The following is a 19,601-nucleotide window of genomic DNA, read 5'->3' as shown; positions in this document are numbered from 1 at the left end:
GCTGCGCGCTGCGCTCAGGATGACACCTCTATTCGGGATGCGAACTCGCGGGCCTGAGCACTAAAATGGTGGTGAGGGGTGCGCCATGGGATTGAGCGATCAGCCGTTTGAGGTGATGTGTCCGGATTGCGGTGGGATGCTGAAGATCGATCCGGTGTCGCGCGCGATTATTTCGCATAAGTCTGCGCCGAAGAAGAAGATGTTTGAGGACTTCGGCGAGGCGGCGAAGGCGCTGCGCGAGGCGGATGCGCGGCGGGATTCAATCTTTCAGCAGAGTGTTGAGGCGCAGAAGAACAAGGAAGATGTGCTGGCGAAGAAGTTTGCCGAGGCGGTGAAGAAGGCGAAGGAGACTCCGCTGGGGGAGCGGCCGCTTAGGGATTTTGATCTGGATTGATGCTGCTTTCGCGGATGAATTTATAAGGCGGGCTTTCAGCCCTTCCTCTTCAATTGGACTGATACCTGGGGCTTCCTGCCCCAAAGAGCAAAAACGCTCTTTGGGGACCCCGTTCGCCCCAGGCTGGTATGAGACGGGCCTTTGGCCCTTTGGTGTTTCGGCTGTCACACCGTTTCGCTCGGGGCAGGCTGCTGCGCTCAGAATGACAAGCGAAGACGACTGCAAAAGCAGGTCCTCCCGCCGTTGGCGGAAGGATGACAATTCATAGGGACATCAGTGCAACTCACAGATACATCCATGCAAAGCGGTTTGTGTTAGTCCTCGGGGAAGGGGACGAATTTTTCTTTGCAGGATTCGGGTTTGCCGTTGGTGGGCTTGCCGGTGAGGGTGGAGTCTGTGCCTGTGGGGATTGCTAGGTTCACGGGGCCGGGGCCGAGGGTGATGTCGGCGTGGTTGATGGTGTAGGTGTATTTGGCGGAGGCGGCGTCGGTGAGGAGGACGTTGTCGAGGCGGACGGCGACGCGATGGGCTTGGTCGTAGCCGTTGAAGAGGATGCGGCCGCCGCCGGTGACGCGGACGTTGTGGAGTGTGATGTCTTCGAATGTTGGCGGCGAGTTGCCTTCGACGGGGCCGTTGGCCGCGTAGGCGGCGGAGAGATCGATGGGGCGGGGTGAGTCGCGGATGCAGATGTCGTCGTAGACGATGTCGTGGACGAGGCCGCCGCGTGAGCCCATGGACTTGATGCGGATGCCGGAGTCGGGGCCGTCGAGCGAGAGGTCGGTGACGCGGAGCTTGCTGACGCCGCCGTAGGTCTCGGAGCCGATGGACATGCCGTGGCCCCAGTAGAAGTGGTTGTGGGCGACGGTCATGTTGGTGACGCCGCCGGCGCTGCCTTTGATGGCGACGTTGTCGTCGCCGGTGCGGATGTAGCTGTGGGTGATGGTGATGTTGCGCGAGCCTGCGCCGGGGTCGATGCCGTCGGTGTTGCGGGCGAGGCGCTTGGGCGTGTTGATGCGGATGCCCCAGACGGTGAAGCCGTCGCCGTGGTTGTAGACGACGTGGAAGTTGGGTGAGTTCTTGAGCGTGATGCGGTAGAGGGTGAAGTTGTCGGCGTGGTTGGCGACGATGAGGCGCGGGCATTTCTGACCGCCGACGCCGGGTGTGCGGGCCTGCTCGGCGAGGTCCCACCAGGAGACGTTTTGGCCGAGGAGTTTTGAGCCGCCGCGGCCGTCGATTGTGCCTTCGCCCATGATGGCTGCGCCGTTGACATTGTCTACCGCGATGAGTGGCTTGCAGCCGCCGCGATCTTTGCTGACGATGCCGCAGCTTCCGGGTGATATTTCATAGAGCTTTGGGTCGCGCGAGGCGTAGAGGGTGACGCCTTTGTCGATGAGGAGCGTGACGGCTTCGCGCAGATTGATCGGACCTGTGAGGAATGCGTTGTTGGAGCCGTCTGGCGCGAGCACGACGGAGTGGCCTGGACCGCAATGGTCGAGCGCGTTCTGGATGCGGGCGGTGTCGAGCTTCTGCTCGTCGGCTTCGGCGAGGCCGGATTTGCCTGCTGCAAGGCTTGCTTTGAGCGTGACGCAAGGGGGCTGCGCAACTGGCTCGGTGACGATGCGGGTGTCCTGTGCTGAAAGGGGCGCGATGAGCGGGGTGGCTGCGAAGCAGAGGAGGACGGCGAGGACGTGGCGCATGAGACTCCTTGGTGGTCATACCAATTATGCATCATGCGGTTTGGGTGGGTTTCGCGGAGCGGAATGCTCAAGGGGCGATGACGACGCCTACGTCGGAGTCGGCGCAGCCGTAGTAGAGGAACCATTGGTTGTGGAAGCGGACGAGGCCTTCGGCGAAGGTGGTGCCGGCGACGTATTGGCCGGTCTTTTCGTAGGGGCGCTCGGGTTTGAGGACGGGGGCTTCGGTGCGGGCGAGCATGTGGGCGGGGTTCTGTGCGTCGAAGAGGGCTTCGCCGGCGGCGTAGGCGTTCGCGCCTAAGGCGGGGTCGCCGTGCGTGGGGTCGTTTTTGCCGTTGTAGATGACGACGATGCCGCGGTCGGTGAGGACTGGTGGCGGGCCGGTTTCGGGGAAGCCGGAGTCGAAGTGGCCGGGGCGTTTGGTGAGGACTTCGAGGGGCTTGCCGTGGGCGTCTTCGATGGGTGTCCAGCGGATGAGGTCGGGTGAGGTGGCGAGGTGGATGGCGCCCTCGCCCCAGTACATCCAGTAGAGGCCGTTGATCTTTGCGGCAACGAGGTGGTCGGGCTTTCCTGCATCGGACTGGAGTTGGGTGACGATGCCTCCGGATTTGTATTTGAGGGTGTCGTATTTGCCGTGCGCGGAGCCGAAGAAGGCTGGGCCGTGCTTTGTCCAATGCGTGAGGTCGGGCGAGGTGGCGATGCCGATGGAGTAGGTTGTGCGGTTCCACTGGGTGTAGGTGAGGACGTAAGTGCCATCGGGGGATTGGACGATGCGTGGGTCTTCGACGCCGCCGGGCCACTCGCGGGATTTCTGCGAATCATTCGCGGGGTAAAAAATGGGGTTGGGCTGGCGGGTGAAGTGGATGCCGTCATCGCTGACCGCGAGGCCGAGGCGTGAGGTGTGTTCGCCTATTTGCATGCGGCCGGTGTCGTCTTCGGCGCGGTAGAGGACATTGATTTTGCCGTCGCGGACGATGGCGGCGGGGTTGAAGGTGTGGAGGGCCTCCCAGTGGATGGGCTTTTGCGCGATGGGGTCGAGGAAGACGGCGGATTTGTCGGGCGTGATGACGGGGCCGTCGGTGGGGCGCGTGAAGGGAGCAATCTGCCAGCCGGGTTTGGCGGCGGCGATGAGGATGGCGAGCGCGAGGACTCCGCTGGTCGCGAGTAGTTTTTGACGGCGTTTCATTGTGCAGCCAATGTACCGCAATCCACTGCGCGGCGAAGTAAGATTGACATGCCATATCCCGGAGGTGCTGAGCTTATATGGGCAAGAAGATTGTGATCTGCGCGGATGGAACGTGGAATACGCCGCATGGCGTGAGTGTGGCGGCGAACGATACGAATGTGCGCAAGCTGTTTCTGGCGCTGGATGATGTGCCGGGGCAGATGCGCTACTACGACAGCGGTGTAGGCACGAATGGCACGCCGATTGACCACCTGGTTGGCGGCGCGATGGGTGAGGGACTGTTTCAAAAAGTGCAGGATGGGTATGAGTTTCTGGCCTATGTGTGGGACCCGGGAGACGAGATCTATCTGCTGGGCTTCAGCCGGGGCGCTTATACGGCGCGCAGCCTGGGTGGGATGATTGCGGCGTTTGGTGTGCCGACGAAGAACTTCGACAATATGACGGTCGAGAATATCTTTGCCGCGTATCGGCAGACGGATGCGGCGCGGCGGGCGGAGATGAAGACGGCGCTGGGTGCGGAATATGGGCTGTGCGATGCAAAGGTGCGGATGATTGGGGTGTGGGATACGGTGGGCGCGCTGGGGATTCCGGGGGAGCTGTTCAATGTGCTGCACCAGCAGCGGTATGGATTTCTGGACACCGAACTGCACCCTTCGGTTGAGAGTGCGTATCACGCGGTGTCGATTGATGAACGGCGCGCTTCATTTATGCCGACGCTGTGGACCAATCCGGATGGCTCGCCGCGCGCCAATGATAAGCAGGTGACGCAGGTGTGGTTTGTGGGCGTGCATAGCGATGTGGGCGGCGGATATGCGCAGAGCCAGCTCTCGGACATTACGCTGGGCTGGATGATGAAGAATGCGATTGCGTGTGGGCTGGATTTTTCGGCGGAGGCGAAGGCGGCTTACCTGAAGCTGGATCCTGCGGATGCGCTGGGCCAGGCGCATGATGAGTGGAAGCTGATTCCGTGGGGGATTCCGGAGCATAGGGTGGTTCCGGCGAATGCGGTGATGGCGAATACGGTGCAGTTGCGGCTTTCGGATAAGACGGCGGCGTATCGGCCGGAGAATTTGAGCCTGACCGCGGCAGGGAAGTTGAAGGGGTATGCGGTGGTGGATGTGCTGGCTTGAGCCTTCACATGCTCCGTCACAGTTCCATCACAGCTCCATGGCGAACTGGAGGGTGGGGTCGTAGGTGTTGGGTTTGGGTTCGGTGGCCAAGTCTAGGATGAGGCGTTCGAGGACTAGTAGCTTGTTGGCGGGGCTTGAACGCAGCTCGAGGTCGGCGCGGGCTACGAGGCGGAGGGCGCGGGTGAGTTCGCGGCGGGATTTGTAGCGGCGGGCCTGGCGGATGAGGTCGTCGGCGGCGAAGGGGGGCATGCGGAAGCCTTGCCAGAGCGCCTGCCAGATGGCGCGCGAGTCGCGCACGTTTTTTTCGAGGATGATGAGCATCTGGCGGAAGGTGCGGGCCAGCATGTAGAGATGCCCGATGGCTGCGTCTTCGCCGCCGTCGGAGGCGTTGAGCAGGCCGTGCAGAAGGGCGAGCGCGCGGGGGCGGTCTTTGGCGCTGATGGCGTCGGTGAGCTCGTAGAGGGAGCGCTGTTTGGCGGCGAGGACCATGGTTTCTACGTCGCCGAGGGTGACGCGGCCTTTGCCTTCGGCGTAGAGGAGGAGCTTTTCGAATTCGGCGGCGATGAGCATCATGTCGGCACCGAGGGCGTCGACTAATTCGCGGGCGGCGTCGGGGTCGAAGCGGACGTTGCGGGATTCAGCGGTCGTCGTCACCCATTTGATGGCGTCGTTTTCGTCGACGCGAGCGAGTTCGACGAGGCCGCACCAGTCGCCGAGGGTTTCGCGGATCTTCTCGTAGCGCTCTTTGTCCTGGTAGTCCATCTTGCGGAGGTCGGTGGGGATGCGGAGGTGGTCGGCTACGAAGAGGATGACGGCTTGCGGGTTGGGTGAGCGGAAGTAGGCATCGATTGCGGCAAATTCTTCTTTTTTGCTGCCGCGGCCGTAGAGGGTTTTGAGGTTGCGGAGGAAGAGGACCTGGAACGGGGCCATCAGGGATGGGGTCTGGGCGCGGTCGAGCGCTTCGAAGATGCTGGTTTCGGCGAGGTCGAGGTCGTGGAGCGAGAAGTCGCGCGTGTCGGGCGGGGTGAGCGTGCTGAGGACGGCTTTGCGGCAGCGGTCGTAGAGGAAGATCTCGTCGCCAAGGAGGACGTAGCCGGGACGGATTGCGGGGGTGGCAATCTCGGCGATGAAGCGGTCGGCTGCGGCGAAGGACTTGAGGGGCGCGGGCATCAGAACGACTCCAGCATATCGCTTACGACGGCCTGGGCGAAGTCTTTTGCGATGCGGTTGACGGCGGCGTTATCTTCCTGGATGAAGCCGTTGAGGTCTTGCGTGGACTGGTACTGCTCGCGGTAGAGGATGCGGTCGTTGCGGTAGAGGACGTGGCCGTCGTGCGCGGTGAGGACGACGCGGGCGGTGATGCTGAGGAGGTAGCTGGAGGACTGGCCGGTGGAGGCGTCGTAGGTGAGCGGAGCGACGGTTTGGGAGAGGATGGTGCCGGTGAGGGTGGCGTCGGCGTCAGGATTGGCCGAGTTGATGATGTGGTAGCGGGTGCGGGTGTTGAGCTCGCGGATGACGGCCTGGGTGAAGGCCATCTCGGTGTGGAAGGCCTGCGTTTGCGTGGTGAAGATGGGCACGGCGAGAGTGCGGACGTTGGCCGGGATGTGCGTCGCGGAGCCGGCCTGGTGGTAGCCGCAGCCGGTGAGTAGCGTGAGCAGAAAGAGGGTGAGCAGGCGGGGCTTCATGCGTCGTGCTTTTATTGTCGCATTGCGCGGGGAGTGGGTAGCCGCAAAGATCGAAATACAGGGGCCTCTCCACTTCGGCGGCAAAAAGCGCCGCCTTCGGTCGAGATGACGTGGTGTGGTGGGAGGTGACAGGTTGGCATCGTACTTTCCCACCCATGACGATGAAGCTGTCATGGATGGGGCACCCGAGTGGAAGTCATCTCCTATAGAAGACAAAAGAGGTAAGCGAATATAGCTGCGGATGTTTTGTGCAGCCTCAGGCAAAATGCGGGGGCTCTTCGCTTCGCTCAGAATGACGACGTTATTTTTGGATCAGATATAAAAAAGGCGGCCTGTTGGCCGCCTTCCTGTTTGCGATTCGATGATGTTTTATGCCGGTGAGGGCTGGCTGTCGCCGAAGCCGGGTTTGCGGACTTCGGGCTTGATGACCTTTTGCGGCTCGTTCGGGTCTGCGAAGGCTAGCGGAGACTTGAACGGCGGAAGCTCCTTGCCCGCGATGAGCAGGTCGATCTCGTTCTTGTCGAGGGTCTCGCGATCGATCAAAGCATGGGCCATGCGGTGCATGACATCGGCGTTCTGCTCAAGAATCTCGTAGGCGGATTTGTAGGCCATGTCTACGAAGGCGCGGACGGCAACGTCAATCTGCTTGGCGGTGTCGTCGGAGTAGTCGCGGGGCTGGGCGAGATCGCGGCCGAGGAAGACCTCCTGCTCCTTCTTGCCGTAGGTGAGCGGACCGAGGTCGCTCATGCCGAATTCGCAGACCATCTTGCGGGCCAGCTCGGTGGCGCGGACGATGTCGTTGCCTGCGCCGGTGGTCTTGCGGCCCATGAAGATCTCCTCGGCGCAGCGGCCGCCCATGAGGATGGCGAGCTGGGTTTCGAGGTAGTCCTTGGTGACGGTGTGCTTATCCTCTTCGGGCAGGTGCATGGTGACGCCGAGTGCCATGCCGCGCGGGATGATGGTGACCTTGTGGAGCGGGTCGGAGTGCTTGCGCTTGGCGGCGACGAGGACGTGGCCCGCTTCGTGGTAGGCCGTGTCTTTCTTGTCGTCGTCGGAGAGCAGCATGGACTTGCGCTCGGCTCCCATCATGACCTTGTCTTTGGCCACTTCAAAGTCGTACATGTGGACCGACTTGCGGTTGAAGCGGGCGGCGGTGAGGGCGGCCTCGTTGACCATGTTGGCGAGGTCGGCGCCGCTGAAGCCTGGGGTGCCGCGGGCGAGGATCGGCAGATCGACGTCTTCGGCCAGCGGGACTTTCTTGGCGTGGACGCGCAGGACCTCTTCGCGGCCCTTGATATCGGGGCGATCGACGATGACGCGGCGGTCGAAGCGGCCGGGACGGAGCAGGGCCGGGTCGAGCACGTCGGCGCGGTTGGTGGCGGCGATGAGAATGACGCCGTCGTTGGATTCGAAGCCGTCCATCTCGACGAGGAGCTGATTCAGGGTCTGCTCGCGCTCGTCGTGTCCGCCGCCGAGGCCAGCGCCACGGTGACGGCCGACGGCGTCGATCTCGTCGATGAAGATGATGCAGGGAGCGTTTTTCTTGCCCTGTTCGAAGAGGTCGCGGACGCGCGATGCGCCGACGCCGACGAACATCTCGACGAAGTCCGAGCCGGAGATGGAGAAGAAGGGAACGTTGGCTTCGCCGGCGACTGCGCGGGCGAGCAGGGTCTTGCCGGTTCCCGGAGGCCCGACGAGCAGAACGCCCTTGGGGATGCGGCCGCCGAGGCGCTGGAACTTCTGCGCTTCACGGAGAAATTCGATGATCTCCTTGAGCTCTTCTTTGGCCTCGTCTACACCGGCCACGTCTTTGAACGTAATCTTCTTCTGCTGCATGGAGAGCAGACGGGCGCGGGACTTGCCGAAGCTCATGGCCTTGTTGCCGCCGGACTGCATCTGGCGAATGAAGAAGAACCAGAGTCCGAGGAACAGAGCGAAGGGCGCGAGCTGAAGCAGGAAGGTGATCCAGCCGTTCGAGCTGGTGTCCTTGACCGTGATGCTGACGCCGTGGTCGCGGAGCGACTTGTAGAGGTCGGGGTAGTTGGCCGGGATGATGGTGTGGAACTGGTTCTTCGCGTCGTCGCGGTAGTGGCCCGTGACCTCTTCGCCGTTGACGGTGATGTCGCTGATCTTGCCTGCATCAGAGTCATTGAGCAACTGCGTCAGGCTGACGTTCTTTTCCTGGCCTGTGCCTGTGCTTTTGACCACAAACTGCCAAAGGAAGACAAGGCAGGCGGCCATGAACACCCAGATTAGAATTTGGCGAACGGTCGAGTTCAAAGCGAATTCCTCATGATTTCCGGTCCGAAGCAGCCTCGGGAGATCGCATCTGGCGGCTTGCCGAACCAGGCTTCCGGGTGGCTATGGCTCCCGGAGGCCCTGTTTCTTTAGACGGCATTCGTGCGGGAAGGTTCCGGGCGTGCTCGGCTCCGGACCTCTTGGCGGCAGGTACACCGACATCTAGTTTGATTCTACTCTTCACCTCGGGGATTCAGGAGGATGATTTGGGAATGTCGATGTGACTAAAGAGTGATGGAGCACCTGGTTGGGTAATGGCTTATGGCTTGCGTGAGAGGCGAAGTTCGCGGGCGGAACGCTCGGCGTGGAGGCCGTTGGCGAGTGCGAGTGTGGCTCCGGTGCGGGCGGCGACGGTGGGGGCTCCGATGGGAGGGTAAGGGCGAAAACCGCACAGGGCGAGCAGGCGGGCGGTCTCGTCGAAGCTGAGACGTGCTCCAAGCTGGCGCGCTGCGGCCCGGATGACGCGGCGGCGGAGAGCGGGGTCGAGCGATTTGAGGCGGTCGAGCTCGATGGCGACGGAGGATTCGCCGGGGGTGGTGGAGACGGCGCGGCCGCCTCCGCGGACGGGCTTGCCGGGGAGCAGGATTTGCGGGAGCAGGCGGGTCAGTTCGGACTGCCAGCGGGACTCTTCTTCGCGGGCCAGCTCGGCGAGGTTGGCGAGGGTCTGGTCGAGGCTGGGGTTGTACTGGCGGAGTTGCGGGAGGAGCTCGTGGCGGATGCGGTTGCGGGTGTAGGTGGTGTCGGTGTTGGTGGAGTCTTCGCGCCAGGGCTGGTTTTGGTGCTTGAGGAAGGCTTCGATCTCGGACCGGCGCGTGGAGAGGAAGAGGCGGAGGATTTTGCCTTGTTTTTGTGGCGGGGTGTTGACGAGGACTACGGGGTGGATGCCGCTGAGGCCCTCGGTCCAGGCTCCGCGGAGGAGTTTCATGAGGACGGTTTCGGCTTGGTCGTCGAGGGTGTGGGCGGTGAGGATGGAGTCGGCGTGGCCGGAGGCGATGAGGTTGGAGAAAAATTCGTAGCGGACTTCGCGGGCGGCTTCTTCGATGGTCTCGCGGGTCTGGGCTGCGCGGGCGGGGACGTCGGCGTGGTGGATGTGTAGCGGGATTTCGAGCGCGGCGCAGAGGTCGCGGACGAAGTTGAGGTCGGCGGCGGATTCTTCGGTGCTGCGGATGCCGTGGACGACGTGGACGGCGGAGAGGCCTGCGCCGAGGGCGTCGTGCTTTGCCTGGTTTGCTGCGTGGAGCGTGAGCAGCAGGGCGACCGAGTCTGCTCCGCCGGAGATCGCGGCGCAGATGCGGTCTCCGGGGTGGATGTGGGTGCGGTCGAAGGGCAGGAGGGCGGGCTGCGGCATGTTTTTATGCTAATGGCTGATGCGTCAGACGCTGAGGCCGATGAGGCGCATGAGCTCGACTCCGTTGCTGTGCGTGACGATGCCTTCGCGGAGTTTGTAGTCGAACTTCATCTTGCCGTTCTCGATCTCGTCCTGGAAGTGGACGTTGTGGATGCGGCGGTCTTCTGGGTTTTCGCTGCTTTCGCGGTCGTCGATGTTGGTGAGGGCGAGGTCGTGGGTGCTGATGAGGCCGATGGCGTTGCGGTCGAGCAGGGCTCGGACGATGCCTTGGGCGCCGGTGAGGCGGTCTTTGGAGTTCGTGCCTTGAAGGAGCTCGTCGAGTAGAAAGAGCAGCGCGGGGTCCTTGCCGGCGAGGTCGGAGATGTGGCGCAGGCGCGTGATTTCGGCGTAGAAGCGGGAGCTGCCTTGCTGGAGCGAGTCGTTGATGAGGATGCTGGCGCCGAGTTGTAGGGCAGTGAGCTTCATGCTTGCGGCGCGGACGGGCGCGCCTGCCATGGCAAGGACGGTGTTGATGCCGATGGCGCGCAGGAGGGTGCTTTTGCCGGACATGTTGGAGCCGCTGACGAGGAGGGCTTTGGTCTCCTCTCCGAGGTTGATGTTGTTGCGGACGCACTTTGCCGCCGGAAGGAGTGGGTGGCCGAGGGCTTCGGCGTGGAACGAGGGTGGGGCGTGCTCGATCAGCTCGGGGAATGGGTCGGCGGGGTGCTCGTAGCTGTAGGCGCTGAGTGAGAGCAGGGCTTCGGCGGTGCCGATGGAGTTGAGCCAGTGGCGGACTGCGCTTCCGTGCGCGTGGCGCCAGGACTCTGCGGCGTAGGCGGTTTGCACGGTGTAGAGGAGGGGGATGTCGAGGAGGTGGACAAATATGTTTTCGAGCGAGTGGATGTATTCGACGATGTTAGCCAGTCGTGCGATGGCCTTGGATGCGGACTGGTTTTGCGAGATGAGTTGTTGTCGCAGGTTTTCGAGTAGCGGCGTGGTGAACGTCTCGCGCTCGAAACGGCTGAGCACGGCGGAGAGCAGCTTGAGATCATCGAACGCCTGTTCGGTTGTGTAGAGGACCGTTGTGGTTTTCTTCCTGAGCAGGAGAGTGATCGTGCCTTCGACGATCAGGACGGCGAAGAATGGGGCTTTGATTCCGGCTTCTCCCCAGATGATGGCGGCTGCGATTGCTGCGACTGCGAGCACGAGCGCGAGCCAGCGGACCCAGGTGTGGGTGAGGATGGCGGGGGCTTCAGCCCATGCGAGCAGGGCTTCGGGATGCACGCCGGTCTTTAGCTTTTCGTCGCCGAGGATGGCGAGGTCTTCGCGAAGGTCGAGGCGCGGGCGGAGTTCGGCGATGGCTGCCTGGCGGCGGCGGATGTCCGCGATGGGCGATGGCGCGAGCAGCCAGCTTGCCAGTGTGTCTTCGCCCATATGGGTGCGAGCCTGAGAAAGCAGTTGGAAGAGGCTGGCTGGTCCGAAGAGATCGAGATCGGCTGCGTAGAGATGCGAGGTGAGGTTGGGGCGAGGGCTTTGATTGCCTGCGCCAGTCTGGTGGTCAGCCCAGCGGTCTTCGATGCGGGCGATGCCTCTGCGATAGAAGTCGGCGGCGCGCCTGGCGAGTGTGCGTTGGTGAAGGACGCGCCTGTGGAAGGCGGCGACTGCCGTGAAGATTGCGATGGGGATGAGCAGCCACCATGGGGAGAGTGTGCGGTAGATGGACCACCACGCCATGACGAGGATTGTGGCGACAAGCAGAAGGCGCAGGTATCCGATGCGGATGTGGATCTGCTCGAAGTGTGCGGCGGTGGCTTCGCGCCGTCGCTCGCGTTGGCTGTACTCTTCGGCTGGAGGCTGCGGGTTGGCGGGCACGTGGTTATTATCGCCTGTCTGTTTGTCAGGCCATGCCTGTGGAGTGCGGTCTTGTTATACTTCGCTGGGTATTTATGCAAGTATTTGTGATTCTTCCAGCAGCAGGAATCGGCACGCGGATGGCCGCGCCGGGGGCGCATGTGGCCTTGCCGAAGCAGTTTCTTGAGATTGATGGCGTGCCGGTGCTGATTCGATCGGTGATGGCGTTTCTGGCGGTGAAGCGCGTGGATGCGGTGTGCATTGCGGTGCGTGGACCGGAGCGGGCGCGTGTGGAGACGCTGGTGGACGCGCATAAGCTGGGGCCGCGTGTTCATATGGTGGAGGGCGGCGACAATCGGCAACAGTCGGTGAGCAATGCGCTGGCGGCGCTCGAATGCCATCCGGACGACGTGGTGATGGTGCATGATGCGGTGCGTCCGCTGATTGACCCGGCGACGATTGAGCGGACGATTGAGGCGGTTGCGAAGCATGGAGCGGCGATTGTCGGGCTGCCTGCTGTGGATACGATCAAGCAGGTGGAGCGCACGGCGGAAGGCGCGATTGTGACGGCTACGATTCCGCGTGAGCGTATTGTTCTTGCACAGACGCCGCAGGGTGCGATGTGCAAGTTGCTGCGGCGGGCTTTTACCGAGGCCGCGGCTGACGGCTTTACCGGAACGGATGAGGCGAGCTTGCTGGAGCGGGCGGGGATTGAGGTCTCGGTCGTGGCTGGGTCTCCGCGCAACTTCAAGATTACGCAGCCGGGAGATATTGAACTGGCTGAGTTCTACCTGCGGCAGGGGCACCCGTAAGGCTGGGTTCTGCGTAGTCGTTGAAAGCATGGGAAGATAAGCGTATGGGGATGAGAATTGGATACGGGTTTGATTCGCATGCGTTTAAGGCGGGTGTTCCGCTGGTGATTGGCGGGTTGCCGATCGAGCATCCTGAGGGGCTGGCGGGCCACTCGGACGGCGACGTGCTGCTGCATGCGATTACGGATGCGCTGCTGGGCGCGGTTTCGGCGGGGGATATTGGCACGTTCTTTCCTCCGAGCGATCCGCGGTGGAAGGGCGCCGACTCGCGTGTGTTTTTGAAGACGGCGCTCGAAGAAGTGGCCGTGGCGGGCTACAAGATCGTGAATGTGGACACGGTCCTGGTGATGTCGAAGCCGAAGATTGTGCCGATTGCAGGCGACATGCGCGAGCGCGTGGCGGAGCTGCTGGGCGTGAAGCCGGGCGATGTTGGCATCAAGGCGAAGACGCCGGAGGGACTGAATCAGGACGGTGTCGCCGTGGCCCATGCGACGGTGCTGCTGGAGAGCGTGAAGCTCGCCGATCAGACAGGGCGCATGGCCGCAGTTGCCGATGTGGATGAGATCGACCAGGTGGTGAAGGGATTGGTGGGCGGCGCACATGATGTGTCCGCCCTGGGGCGCAAACGGCCTACGTTCAATCCGGATGATCTGACCTAAGGAGACTCTGATTAAGTCCTGAACGATCCCCTCAGAGGCTAAAGCCTCATTGAATAGAGGGACGTTACGGCGTGGCTGAAGCCACGCCCCTTCAAGGCTGCGACTTAATCAGAGCTTCCCTATGCGGTCAGGCTTTGTCTTTGACGATGGCGAGTGCGAAGCCGTCGTGGTGTTTGCTGCCTACGGTCTGGATGGCGGTTGCGTCGAGTAGTGGGTGGCTGCCGAGCTTTTCGAGAAAGAGACGCGTGCCGGTTACGTTGGGGTCGGTGTCGTTGGTGTCGATGATGGCGCCTTCGCGGATGACGTTGTCTCCGATGATGACGGTGCCGGGATGCGAGAGCTTGATTGCCCAGTCGAGGTAGACGGGGTTGCTGGGCTTGTCGGCGTCGAGGAAGATGAAGTCGAAGGGCACGGATTTTTCGGTGTGGAGGCGCGCGAGTGAATCAGCGGCCGGGCCTACGCGCAGATCGACGAGATGGCTGAGGCCTGCGCGGCGGATGTTGGCTGCGGCGACCTCGGCGTGTTTGGGGCTGAGTTCGAGGGTGACGAGTACGCCGTCTTTGGGCAGTGCGCGCGCAAGCCAGATGGTGCTGTAGCCGCCGAGCGTTCCGACTTCGAGGATGCGCTTTGCTCCTGACATGCGGGCAAGCAGATGGAGCAGCTTGCCTTGTACGGGGCTGACGTCGATGGATGGGAGTTTGGCTGCGGCGTTTGCCTTCAGAGCTTCGTGGAGTGGTGCGTCTTCCGGGAGAAGTTTGTCGGCGAGGTAGTGGTCGACTGCGGCGAAGAGTTTCTGGCTCATGCAAGAAGCATAGCGGCGCATCGGCTTGTGTGCCAGATGCGCCGCTGCTTTATCCAGATGCTGCTTTACCAGATGTGGATGCGGTCTTTCGGCGCGAGGTAGAGTTTGTCGCCAGGTTTGATGTCGAAGGATGAGTACCAGCCGTCGTTGTTGCGTACGGTGTCGGCGCGGAACTCGGCGGGCGCGTGCGGGTCGGTGAGCAATTGTCTGCGTAGCGCAGCTGGTCGTATGACCGAAGCCCAGTTCTGGCCGAAGGCGATGAAGAACTGCTGGTCGCCGGTGAAGCCGTGGAGCTTTGGCGCTTCTTTGCCGTGCAGCGAGGCGTGGAAGCCGTCGTATGCGGCGGCGAGGCCGGCGACGTCGGCGATGTCTTCGCCGAGCGTCTGCTTGCCGTTGACGGAGGCGTCGGGGAATGGCTTGTAGCTGCTGTATTGCGCGGCAAGTGCGGAGGTGACTTGTTCGAAGTGTGCGAAGTCTTCCTGGGTCCACCAGTTGCGCACGCGGCCTTTGGAGTCGAATGCTGCGCCTTGCGAGTCGAAGGTGTGGCTGATCTCGTGACCGATGATGGTGCCGATGGCTCCGTAGTTGGCGGCTGCGGGAGCTTTCGGATCGAAGAACGGCGGTTGCAGGATGGCGGCGGGGAAGTTAAGGCCGTTGTCGAGCGGGAGGTTGACGGCGTTGACGGTCTGCGGCGTCATGCACCACTCTTTGCGGTCGACTGACTTGCCGATGCGGCCGAGCGAGTAGTGGTACTCGAAGAGGTCGGAGTTCCAGATGTTCTCAAAGAGGTTGTCGGGAGAGACGCTGTAGTCTGCGTAGCTGCGCCAGTGGTCCGGATAGCCGACACCGACTTGCAGCGTGCCAAGTTTGGCCAGCGCTTCGGTCTTTGTTGCCGGGGCCATCCATGTCACGTTCTCGAGGCGCTTGCGAAACGCTGCGAGGAGATTGGCGACCAGATCCTGCGCCTGTGCCTTGGCTTCGGGCGGGAAGTATTTTTGCGCGTAGATTTTTCCTACGGCTTCGCCGAGATGCGATGAGACGAAGAGGTCTCCGCGGAAGTCACGTGGGCGCTGCTGTGGCGTGCCGCTGAGCGTCTGGCCGAAGAAGGCGAAGTGCTCATCGGCGAGTGCTTTTGAAGCACCGGTGGAGTAGTCCTCGATCAGGTGGTAGGAGAGCAGGTCTTTCCAGGCGTCGAGCGGCTGCGAGGCGACCAGTTCAACTTCGCCGGAGAACGCGCCGGGCTGCCACACGATGAACTCCTTCTGGCTTTCGAGTCCGGCGGCGCGGAAGAACTCCTTCCAGTCGAGGCCGGGGGCTTTCTCCTTGAAGTCGGCTACAGTCCATGGGTTGTTGGCGTGCTCGATGTTTTCGCTGTCGGCGAGGGAGACCTGCGCTTTGGCGATGGCTGTTTCGAGCGTGAGGACGCGGGCAGCGCGTGCGTCCGCGTCGCTGATTCCTGCGAGGCGGAACATTGCGGCTACGTGCTTCTGGTATTTATCGCGCACCTCTTTCATGTGTGCGGAGTCGGACAGATAGTAGTCGCGGTCGGGCATCTCGATGCCGCCTTCGAGCAGGTAGGGCGCGTAGTGGTCGGGATCATTGAAGCTGGCCGCGACCCACAGACCGAAGATGTTTGCGGTGTGGTAGTTGGTGACGTTCAGCGGGTCTACGTCTGCGCGCAGCGAGTGACCGAGGGCGCGGGCCAGGTCGGCGGGGGTTTTGATTGCGGAGATCTCGTCGAGGTGCGGCTTCAGCGAGGCCATGCCGTGTGCTTCGATTGCCGCTTCGTCCATGTAGGAGTGATAGAGGTCGGCGATCTTGCGCTGGTCGGAGCCTGCGGGCGCGTTTGCTTTCGCGGCTTCCGCGATGATCTCTGCGATCTGTTTGGAGCTTCTGTCGATCAGGGTGTTGAACGTTCCCATGGAGGTGCGGTCTGCTGGCAGCTTTGTCCGCGCGACGTAACCGCCGTTGGCGTAGAGGAAGAAGTTGTCGCCGGGGTGGACGGAGGTGTCCATGTTGGAGGTGGCGATGCCGTGCGACACGGGAGTTTGCGCGGGTGTTGCTAACGAAAGGGTGGTGCAGAGGAGAGCAGGGAGGAGTGCGCGGGTCATGTTCATTGCTTGAGGTGCTCCATTAGGTTTAGGCGCGGTCTTTCGCTTTGCTACCTTTGGCACGGTATCACTTGAGGGCGAGCTTGAGAAGGCGTCGGGTCAGCGCGGCGGATAAAATTGAATCATGAGCAAACATGCGCCTGATGTTGCGCCGGCCATGGAGTTTTCGGCGGTAGTCACGGATATTCGCGAGGAGTCGCGCGCGGCGGGAAGACAGCGCTGGCAGATTGCGCTCGATCGTACTGAGTTCGGCACGGATGGTGATAGACGCGTTGGAGTGATGGAGGCTGTGGCTCCGCGTGGAGCGCGGCTGATCGTGCCTGTGCTTGATGTGGTGGTGGACGCGGCGGGTGAGGTTTGGCAGGTTGTCGAAAAGCCGCTGGCTGCCGGGACACGCGTAACGGCACGCGTTGGCGTGGCGGAGTTTGAGCGAAGCGCGGCTTGCTGATACACTCAATGAAGTTATTCCAACAGCGTGTGCGTCTGCTTTGGTGGAGGCCGCGTATCTGGTGGGGGGCTGTAGCTCAGTTGGGAGAGCGCCTCGTTCGCAACGAGGAGGTCAGCGGTTCGATCCCGCTCAGCTCCACCAAAAAATCAATTACATGCGGTGATGGTAAAGACGGTGGCGATGTCTTTGTGTCGCTGTTTGTGTCGTAGAAAGCGCGTCCAGCGCGCGTTGCGCTTACAGTGAGAGCTAAACTCGTATTGTGATGCCGCACCCGTCATGGAATGAGAGTTACGCTTCGGGACAGTTGCCCTGGGACACCGGGCAACCAGAGCCTCTGCTCGTCGAGTTCGTCACTTCGAGCGAGGTCAAACCAGGTCCGACACTGGAGATCGGCGCGGGTACTGGCACGAATGCAATTTGGTTGGCGGAACGCGGTTTCGACGTGCTCGGAGTCGATGTTTCTCCGCTCGCCGTCGAAAGAGCCCAAGCCAAGATCAACGGGCGCGCACTCCGCTGCCGCTTTACCGCATTGGACATTCTCGCTACGCCACCTTCCGAGGGCCCGTTCCAGTTCGTCTTCGACCGTGGCTGCTTTCATGTGTTCGATGAACCAGGCGAAAGGCAGCAATTCGCGGCAAGAGTGGCTGCCGCGCTGGTGCCGGGCGGCTGGTGGTTGAGCTTGATCGGCAGCACTGAAGGACCGCCTCGTGAGGTCGGACCGCCGCGCCGCTCGGCACATGAGGTCACCCTCGCCATCGAGCCAGCGCTGGAGATTGTTGAATTGCGATCCGTCGAGTTCCGCGAGCACGGCGCGAAGGCGTGGTTTTGCCTGTCGCGTCGACGCACTATGCCGGCGCAGCCCTCGATCAACCGTTTTTCAGTTGATCGGTGAAGAATAGAGGCACACTCCTTCATTGCCGTGCCGAGACGCACCATGTCTGCTCGCACTTGCGAGCCACTGGGCCGTCAAGTGTTATACCCCCATCCCGGTGACTGGTCTGCGCTCCATTCGTATGCGGAAGGTAATGAGCGCGCCCACCAGCAGGAGTCCGCCACAGATTCCGAAGATAGGTCCCAGGCCAATGTGGCTCTTTAAAGCGCCTGCGCCGGCTGCGACGATGCCGCCGCAGAATGTTCCCGCAAAGTTGAGGATGCCGAACGCTGTTGCGCGCCTGTGCGGGTCCACTCCTTCACACAGCACGGGCATCGTGTTTCCGTCGTACATCCCTTTGCCGAGTCCGAAGAGAACCATTCCCACGTACAGCATGGCAGGAACCCGCGTGATCCCGCTCAGTACAAGGAATGGAGCCGCGATCAGCAAACCTGCTGTCTGGGTGAAGACATAGCCCGACCTGGAGAAGCGAAACCATGCATCGCCGAGGAAGCCGCCCACGAGTAGCCCTGCGAAGCCTCCTGCCTTCATGTAGAACGTTGCGGCAAAGCCCGCTTTCGCCAGCGAGAAGTGAAAGCTCTCGTACAGGTAAAACGGCATCCAGGTATAAATCGCCCAGTCGCAGACCGAAGCAATCGCGAACACGATGAGCAGTTTGCGGTAGCCGGGAGTGGTGAGGATCTCTATGACGATCTCACGCACGTGCCGTTGTGCTGCCACAGGCTTTTCTTCTACTGGAGCTTTGTCGCGCAGCACGAGGAGCAGCACGATCGCGTAGGCGCAGCCAACTGCACCGAAGATGCCAAAGACTGACCGCCAGCCGTAATAGGCCGCAAGAAGGCCTCCGAGCGTGCCGCCCAACACGGTTCCGATGTAGGTTCCGCTGTAATGCAGACTGATGGCCTTCGCCCGGGTTCGCTGGCTGTGAAACGCGGCGATCAGTGCGAGTCCCGCCGGAAGATAGCAGGCTTCGCTGATGCCCATCAGGGAGCGCAGCCATAGGAGCCGCTCGAACGAGCGGGCATGTCCTGTTGCCAGCGTGACGGCGGACCAAACTAAAAGACTTGCGCAGATCATCCGCTTGCTGCCAATCCGGTCTGCAAGGTAGCCCGCGATCGGACTGCTGAATGCATACACCCAGAGAAACGACGTTCCCAGCAGTCCAAGCTGGAAAGTGGAGATGTGAAGCTCCTTTTCCAGCAGAGGAAAGACGGAGAACAATACCTGCCGGTCCAGGTAATTCAACATCCAGACCAGCGTCAGCAGGAGGACGACGATCCATGCATAGGCGTTCGAGGATGAAATTTTTTTTGACGAATGGAACATCGGCTCATGATACATTATCAATTATCGTTTTGAGGGGTTCTTTTGAACACTGCACTCGCTGGTCTCTACTCCGCCTTCCTGACTCCACTGACTCCAGACAGGAAGTTTAATCCTGCCGTTGCCGAGCCGATGCTTCACTCCCTGCTGCGCGCTGGTTTTGACGGAGTTTACGTTGCGGGTACGACCGGGGAGGGACTGCACCTTGCACTCGATGAACGCAGGGCATTGGTCGAAACGCTGGCTCGTTGCCTCACGCCGGGCAAGCGGCTTCTGGTCCATGTCGGGGCTTCTACGATCAAGGATGCTTTGATGCTTGCCGAGCACGCCGCGCGGCACGGAGCCGACGCCGTCAGCAGTCTTCCTCCGAAGGGAGATGCTGCTGCGATTGGCGCCTACTATGCCGAGCTGGCCGCAGGCTCTCCACTGCCTTTGATTCTCTATTATTTTCCCAAAGCGTCTCCTCATGCCTTCTCCGATCCCGAGCAACTGCTCGAGATCTGCGATCTTCCGAATGTACTCGGTGTTAAATTTACTGACTTCAACTTCTACCTGATGCAGCGACTCATCAAGCGCGGCAACCTTGTCTTCAACGGATACGACGAAGCCCTTGCCGCAGGACTTCTTATGGGGGCTCAGGGCGGTATCGGCTCCACGTACAACATCATGCCTGAGGCCTACCTAAGCCTCTACCGTGCGGCGATGGCGGCCGAATGGGAGACTGCACGTCGCTGGCAGACCCAGATCAACGACGTCATCACCACTCTGCTTAACTATCCGTTCTTCCCGGCGCTTCGTGCCGTGATGAAGGAGAAGGGCTTCAACTGCGGCCCTATGATGAGTGGAGAGGAACTTCTTCCCGAGTCGCAACGAGTGGCCCTGCTCGCGGACCTGGATCGCAATGTGTCTCGTGAGATTGCAACGATTCTGAGCCTGGGCACAGCGGGAGCGCTGATCAATCCTCGATAATATTGCCTCACCATTCTTCT

17 protein-coding genes and 1 tRNA gene are annotated in these 19,601 nt (G+C 61.7%); 8 read left to right on the top strand and 10 right to left on the bottom strand.

The genetic code is table 11. The features are described 5' to 3' along the window. Positions 1–85: 85 nt before the first annotated feature. Positions 86–394 carry a hypothetical protein gene (locus IEX36_RS07920; RefSeq protein ID WP_188758772.1) on the top strand — a complete coding sequence of 103 codons (309 nt, stop codon included), beginning with the start codon at positions 86–88 and terminating at the stop codon, positions 392–394. 314 nt (positions 395–708) lie between these two features. Here the strand turns inward: IEX36_RS07920 and IEX36_RS07915 are convergent, their stop codons facing one another. After that, positions 709–2,091: a glycoside hydrolase family 28 protein gene (locus tag IEX36_RS07915; RefSeq protein ID WP_188758770.1), complete on the bottom strand. Its 1,383-nt coding sequence runs from the start codon at positions 2,089–2,091 to the stop codon at positions 709–711. Between the two features lie 67 nt (positions 2,092–2,158). Continuing rightward, positions 2,159–3,274, bottom strand: coding sequence for a glycoside hydrolase family 130 protein (locus tag IEX36_RS07910; protein WP_188758769.1), 1,116 nt, complete (start codon positions 3,272–3,274; stop codon positions 2,159–2,161). Positions 3,275–3,351: 77 nt separating this feature from the next. Between IEX36_RS07910 and IEX36_RS07905 the strand changes: the two genes are divergently transcribed. Further along, entirely contained in the window at positions 3,352–4,404 is a 1,053-nt protein-coding gene (locus IEX36_RS07905; RefSeq protein WP_188758767.1) for a T6SS phospholipase effector Tle1-like catalytic domain-containing protein, read from the top strand. Positions 4,405–4,431: 27 nt separating this feature from the next. Here IEX36_RS07905 and holA read toward each other — a convergent pair whose 3' ends face one another. The 5 genes from holA to IEX36_RS07880 all read right to left on the bottom strand — a co-directional run bounded on the left by holA (position 4,432) and on the right by IEX36_RS07880 (position 11,586). Beyond that, positions 4,432–5,574 carry a DNA polymerase III subunit delta gene (gene holA, locus IEX36_RS07900; RefSeq protein ID WP_188758765.1) on the bottom strand — a complete coding sequence of 381 codons (1,143 nt, stop codon included), beginning with the start codon at positions 5,572–5,574 and terminating at the stop codon, positions 4,432–4,434. Continuing rightward, positions 5,574–6,089, bottom strand: a complete 516-nt coding sequence (lptE, locus tag IEX36_RS07895) for an LPS assembly lipoprotein LptE (RefSeq protein WP_188758764.1) — start codon at positions 6,087–6,089, stop codon at positions 5,574–5,576. The genes holA and lptE overlap by 1 nt, the downstream gene beginning before the upstream one ends. Positions 6,090–6,458: 369 nt before the next feature. Beyond that, the gene (gene ftsH, locus IEX36_RS07890; protein WP_188758762.1) at positions 6,459–8,369 is read right to left on the bottom strand and encodes an ATP-dependent zinc metalloprotease FtsH; all 1,911 of its coding nucleotides are present in this window, start codon (positions 8,367–8,369) and stop codon (positions 6,459–6,461) included. A 277-nt stretch (positions 8,370–8,646) separates the two neighbouring features. Next, entirely contained in the window at positions 8,647–9,735 is a 1,089-nt protein-coding gene (tilS, locus tag IEX36_RS07885) for a tRNA lysidine(34) synthetase TilS (RefSeq protein WP_188758761.1), read from the bottom strand. Between the two features lie 24 nt (positions 9,736–9,759). After that, on the bottom strand, positions 9,760–11,586 hold the full coding sequence (locus IEX36_RS07880) for a MutS-related protein (RefSeq protein ID WP_229668793.1): 1,827 nt from the start codon (positions 11,584–11,586) through the stop codon (positions 9,760–9,762). Positions 11,587–11,660: 74 nt separating this feature from the next. Between IEX36_RS07880 and ispD the strand changes: the two genes are divergently transcribed. Both ispD and ispF read left to right on the top strand, forming a co-directional pair. Beyond that, positions 11,661–12,377 carry a 2-C-methyl-D-erythritol 4-phosphate cytidylyltransferase gene (gene ispD, locus IEX36_RS07875; protein WP_188758754.1) on the top strand — a complete coding sequence of 239 codons (717 nt, stop codon included), beginning with the start codon at positions 11,661–11,663 and terminating at the stop codon, positions 12,375–12,377. 44 nt (positions 12,378–12,421) lie between these two features. Next, on the top strand, positions 12,422–13,036 hold the full coding sequence (gene ispF / locus IEX36_RS07870) for a 2-C-methyl-D-erythritol 2,4-cyclodiphosphate synthase (RefSeq protein WP_188758752.1): 615 nt from the start codon (positions 12,422–12,424) through the stop codon (positions 13,034–13,036). 127 nt (positions 13,037–13,163) lie between these two features. Here ispF and IEX36_RS07865 read toward each other — a convergent pair whose 3' ends face one another. Next, entirely contained in the window at positions 13,164–13,838 is a 675-nt protein-coding gene (locus tag IEX36_RS07865; protein WP_188758751.1) for an O-methyltransferase, read from the bottom strand. 65 nt (positions 13,839–13,903) lie between these two features. Next, positions 13,904–15,955, bottom strand: coding sequence for a M13 family metallopeptidase (locus IEX36_RS07860; protein WP_188758748.1), 2,052 nt, complete (start codon positions 15,953–15,955; stop codon positions 13,904–13,906). 118 nt (positions 15,956–16,073) lie between these two features. On the opposite strand from IEX36_RS07860, the gene IEX36_RS07855 reads away from it, so the two are divergent. The 3 genes from IEX36_RS07855 (at position 16,074) to IEX36_RS07845 (ending at position 17,289) form a co-directional block, all read left to right on the top strand. Next, positions 16,074–16,397, top strand: a complete 324-nt coding sequence (locus IEX36_RS07855) for a hypothetical protein (RefSeq protein WP_229668792.1) — start codon at positions 16,074–16,076, stop codon at positions 16,395–16,397. A 65-nt stretch (positions 16,398–16,462) separates the two neighbouring features. Further along, positions 16,463–16,538 (top strand) — tRNA-Ala (locus tag IEX36_RS07850). A gap of 121 nt (positions 16,539–16,659) precedes the next feature. Continuing rightward, positions 16,660–17,289 (top strand): class I SAM-dependent methyltransferase, encoded by a 630-nt coding sequence (locus IEX36_RS07845; RefSeq protein ID WP_188758746.1) that lies wholly within the window; start codon positions 16,660–16,662, stop codon positions 17,287–17,289. 81 nt (positions 17,290–17,370) lie between these two features. Here IEX36_RS07845 and IEX36_RS07840 read toward each other — a convergent pair whose 3' ends face one another. Then, positions 17,371–18,615 carry an MFS transporter gene (locus IEX36_RS07840; protein WP_188758745.1) on the bottom strand — a complete coding sequence of 415 codons (1,245 nt, stop codon included), beginning with the start codon at positions 18,613–18,615 and terminating at the stop codon, positions 17,371–17,373. A gap of 42 nt (positions 18,616–18,657) precedes the next feature. On the opposite strand from IEX36_RS07840, the gene IEX36_RS07835 reads away from it, so the two are divergent. After that, a complete protein-coding gene (locus IEX36_RS07835; protein WP_188758743.1) occupies positions 18,658–19,581 on the top strand; it encodes a dihydrodipicolinate synthase family protein in 924 nt (307 codons plus the stop codon). Positions 19,582–19,601 lie beyond the last annotated feature (20 nt).

The organism is Edaphobacter acidisoli (assembly GCF_014642855.1).
Taxonomy (GTDB): domain Bacteria; phylum Acidobacteriota; class Terriglobia; order Terriglobales; family Acidobacteriaceae; genus Edaphobacter; species Edaphobacter acidisoli.
The sequence above is the reverse complement of the archived record's forward strand: the minus strand, read 5'-3'. Positions and strand labels throughout refer to the sequence as shown.

Bases quoted from the DNA above. Each gene is read 5' to 3' on its own strand.
- ispF (WP_188758752.1), top strand. From the start codon at position 12,422: ATGGGGATGAGAATTGGATACGGGTTTGATTCGCATGCGTTTAAGGCG.
- IEX36_RS07920 (WP_188758772.1), top strand. From the start codon at position 86: ATGGGATTGAGCGATCAGCCGTTTGAGGTGATGTGTCCGGATTGCGGT.
- ispD (WP_188758754.1), top strand. From the start codon at position 11,661: ATGCAAGTATTTGTGATTCTTCCAGCAGCAGGAATCGGCACGCGGATG.
- IEX36_RS07860 (WP_188758748.1), bottom strand. From the start codon at position 15,955: ATGAACATGACCCGCGCACTCCTCCCTGCTCTCCTCTGCACCACCCTT.
- tilS (WP_188758761.1), bottom strand. From the start codon at position 9,735: ATGCCGCAGCCCGCCCTCCTGCCCTTCGACCGCACCCACATCCACCCC.
- IEX36_RS07905 (WP_188758767.1), top strand. From the start codon at position 3,352: ATGGGCAAGAAGATTGTGATCTGCGCGGATGGAACGTGGAATACGCCG.
- holA (WP_188758765.1), bottom strand. From the start codon at position 5,574: ATGCCCGCGCCCCTCAAGTCCTTCGCCGCAGCCGACCGCTTCATCGCC.
- IEX36_RS07915 (WP_188758770.1), bottom strand. From the start codon at position 2,091: ATGCGCCACGTCCTCGCCGTCCTCCTCTGCTTCGCAGCCACCCCGCTC.
- IEX36_RS07840 (WP_188758745.1), bottom strand. From the start codon at position 18,615: ATGTTCCATTCGTCAAAAAAAATTTCATCCTCGAACGCCTATGCATGG.
- lptE (WP_188758764.1), bottom strand. From the start codon at position 6,089: ATGAAGCCCCGCCTGCTCACCCTCTTTCTGCTCACGCTACTCACCGGC.
- IEX36_RS07855 (WP_229668792.1), top strand. From the start codon at position 16,074: ATGAGCAAACATGCGCCTGATGTTGCGCCGGCCATGGAGTTTTCGGCG.
- IEX36_RS07845 (WP_188758746.1), top strand. From the start codon at position 16,660: ATGCCGCACCCGTCATGGAATGAGAGTTACGCTTCGGGACAGTTGCCC.
- IEX36_RS07910 (WP_188758769.1), bottom strand. From the start codon at position 3,274: ATGAAACGCCGTCAAAAACTACTCGCGACCAGCGGAGTCCTCGCGCTC.
- IEX36_RS07865 (WP_188758751.1), bottom strand. From the start codon at position 13,838: ATGAGCCAGAAACTCTTCGCCGCAGTCGACCACTACCTCGCCGACAAA.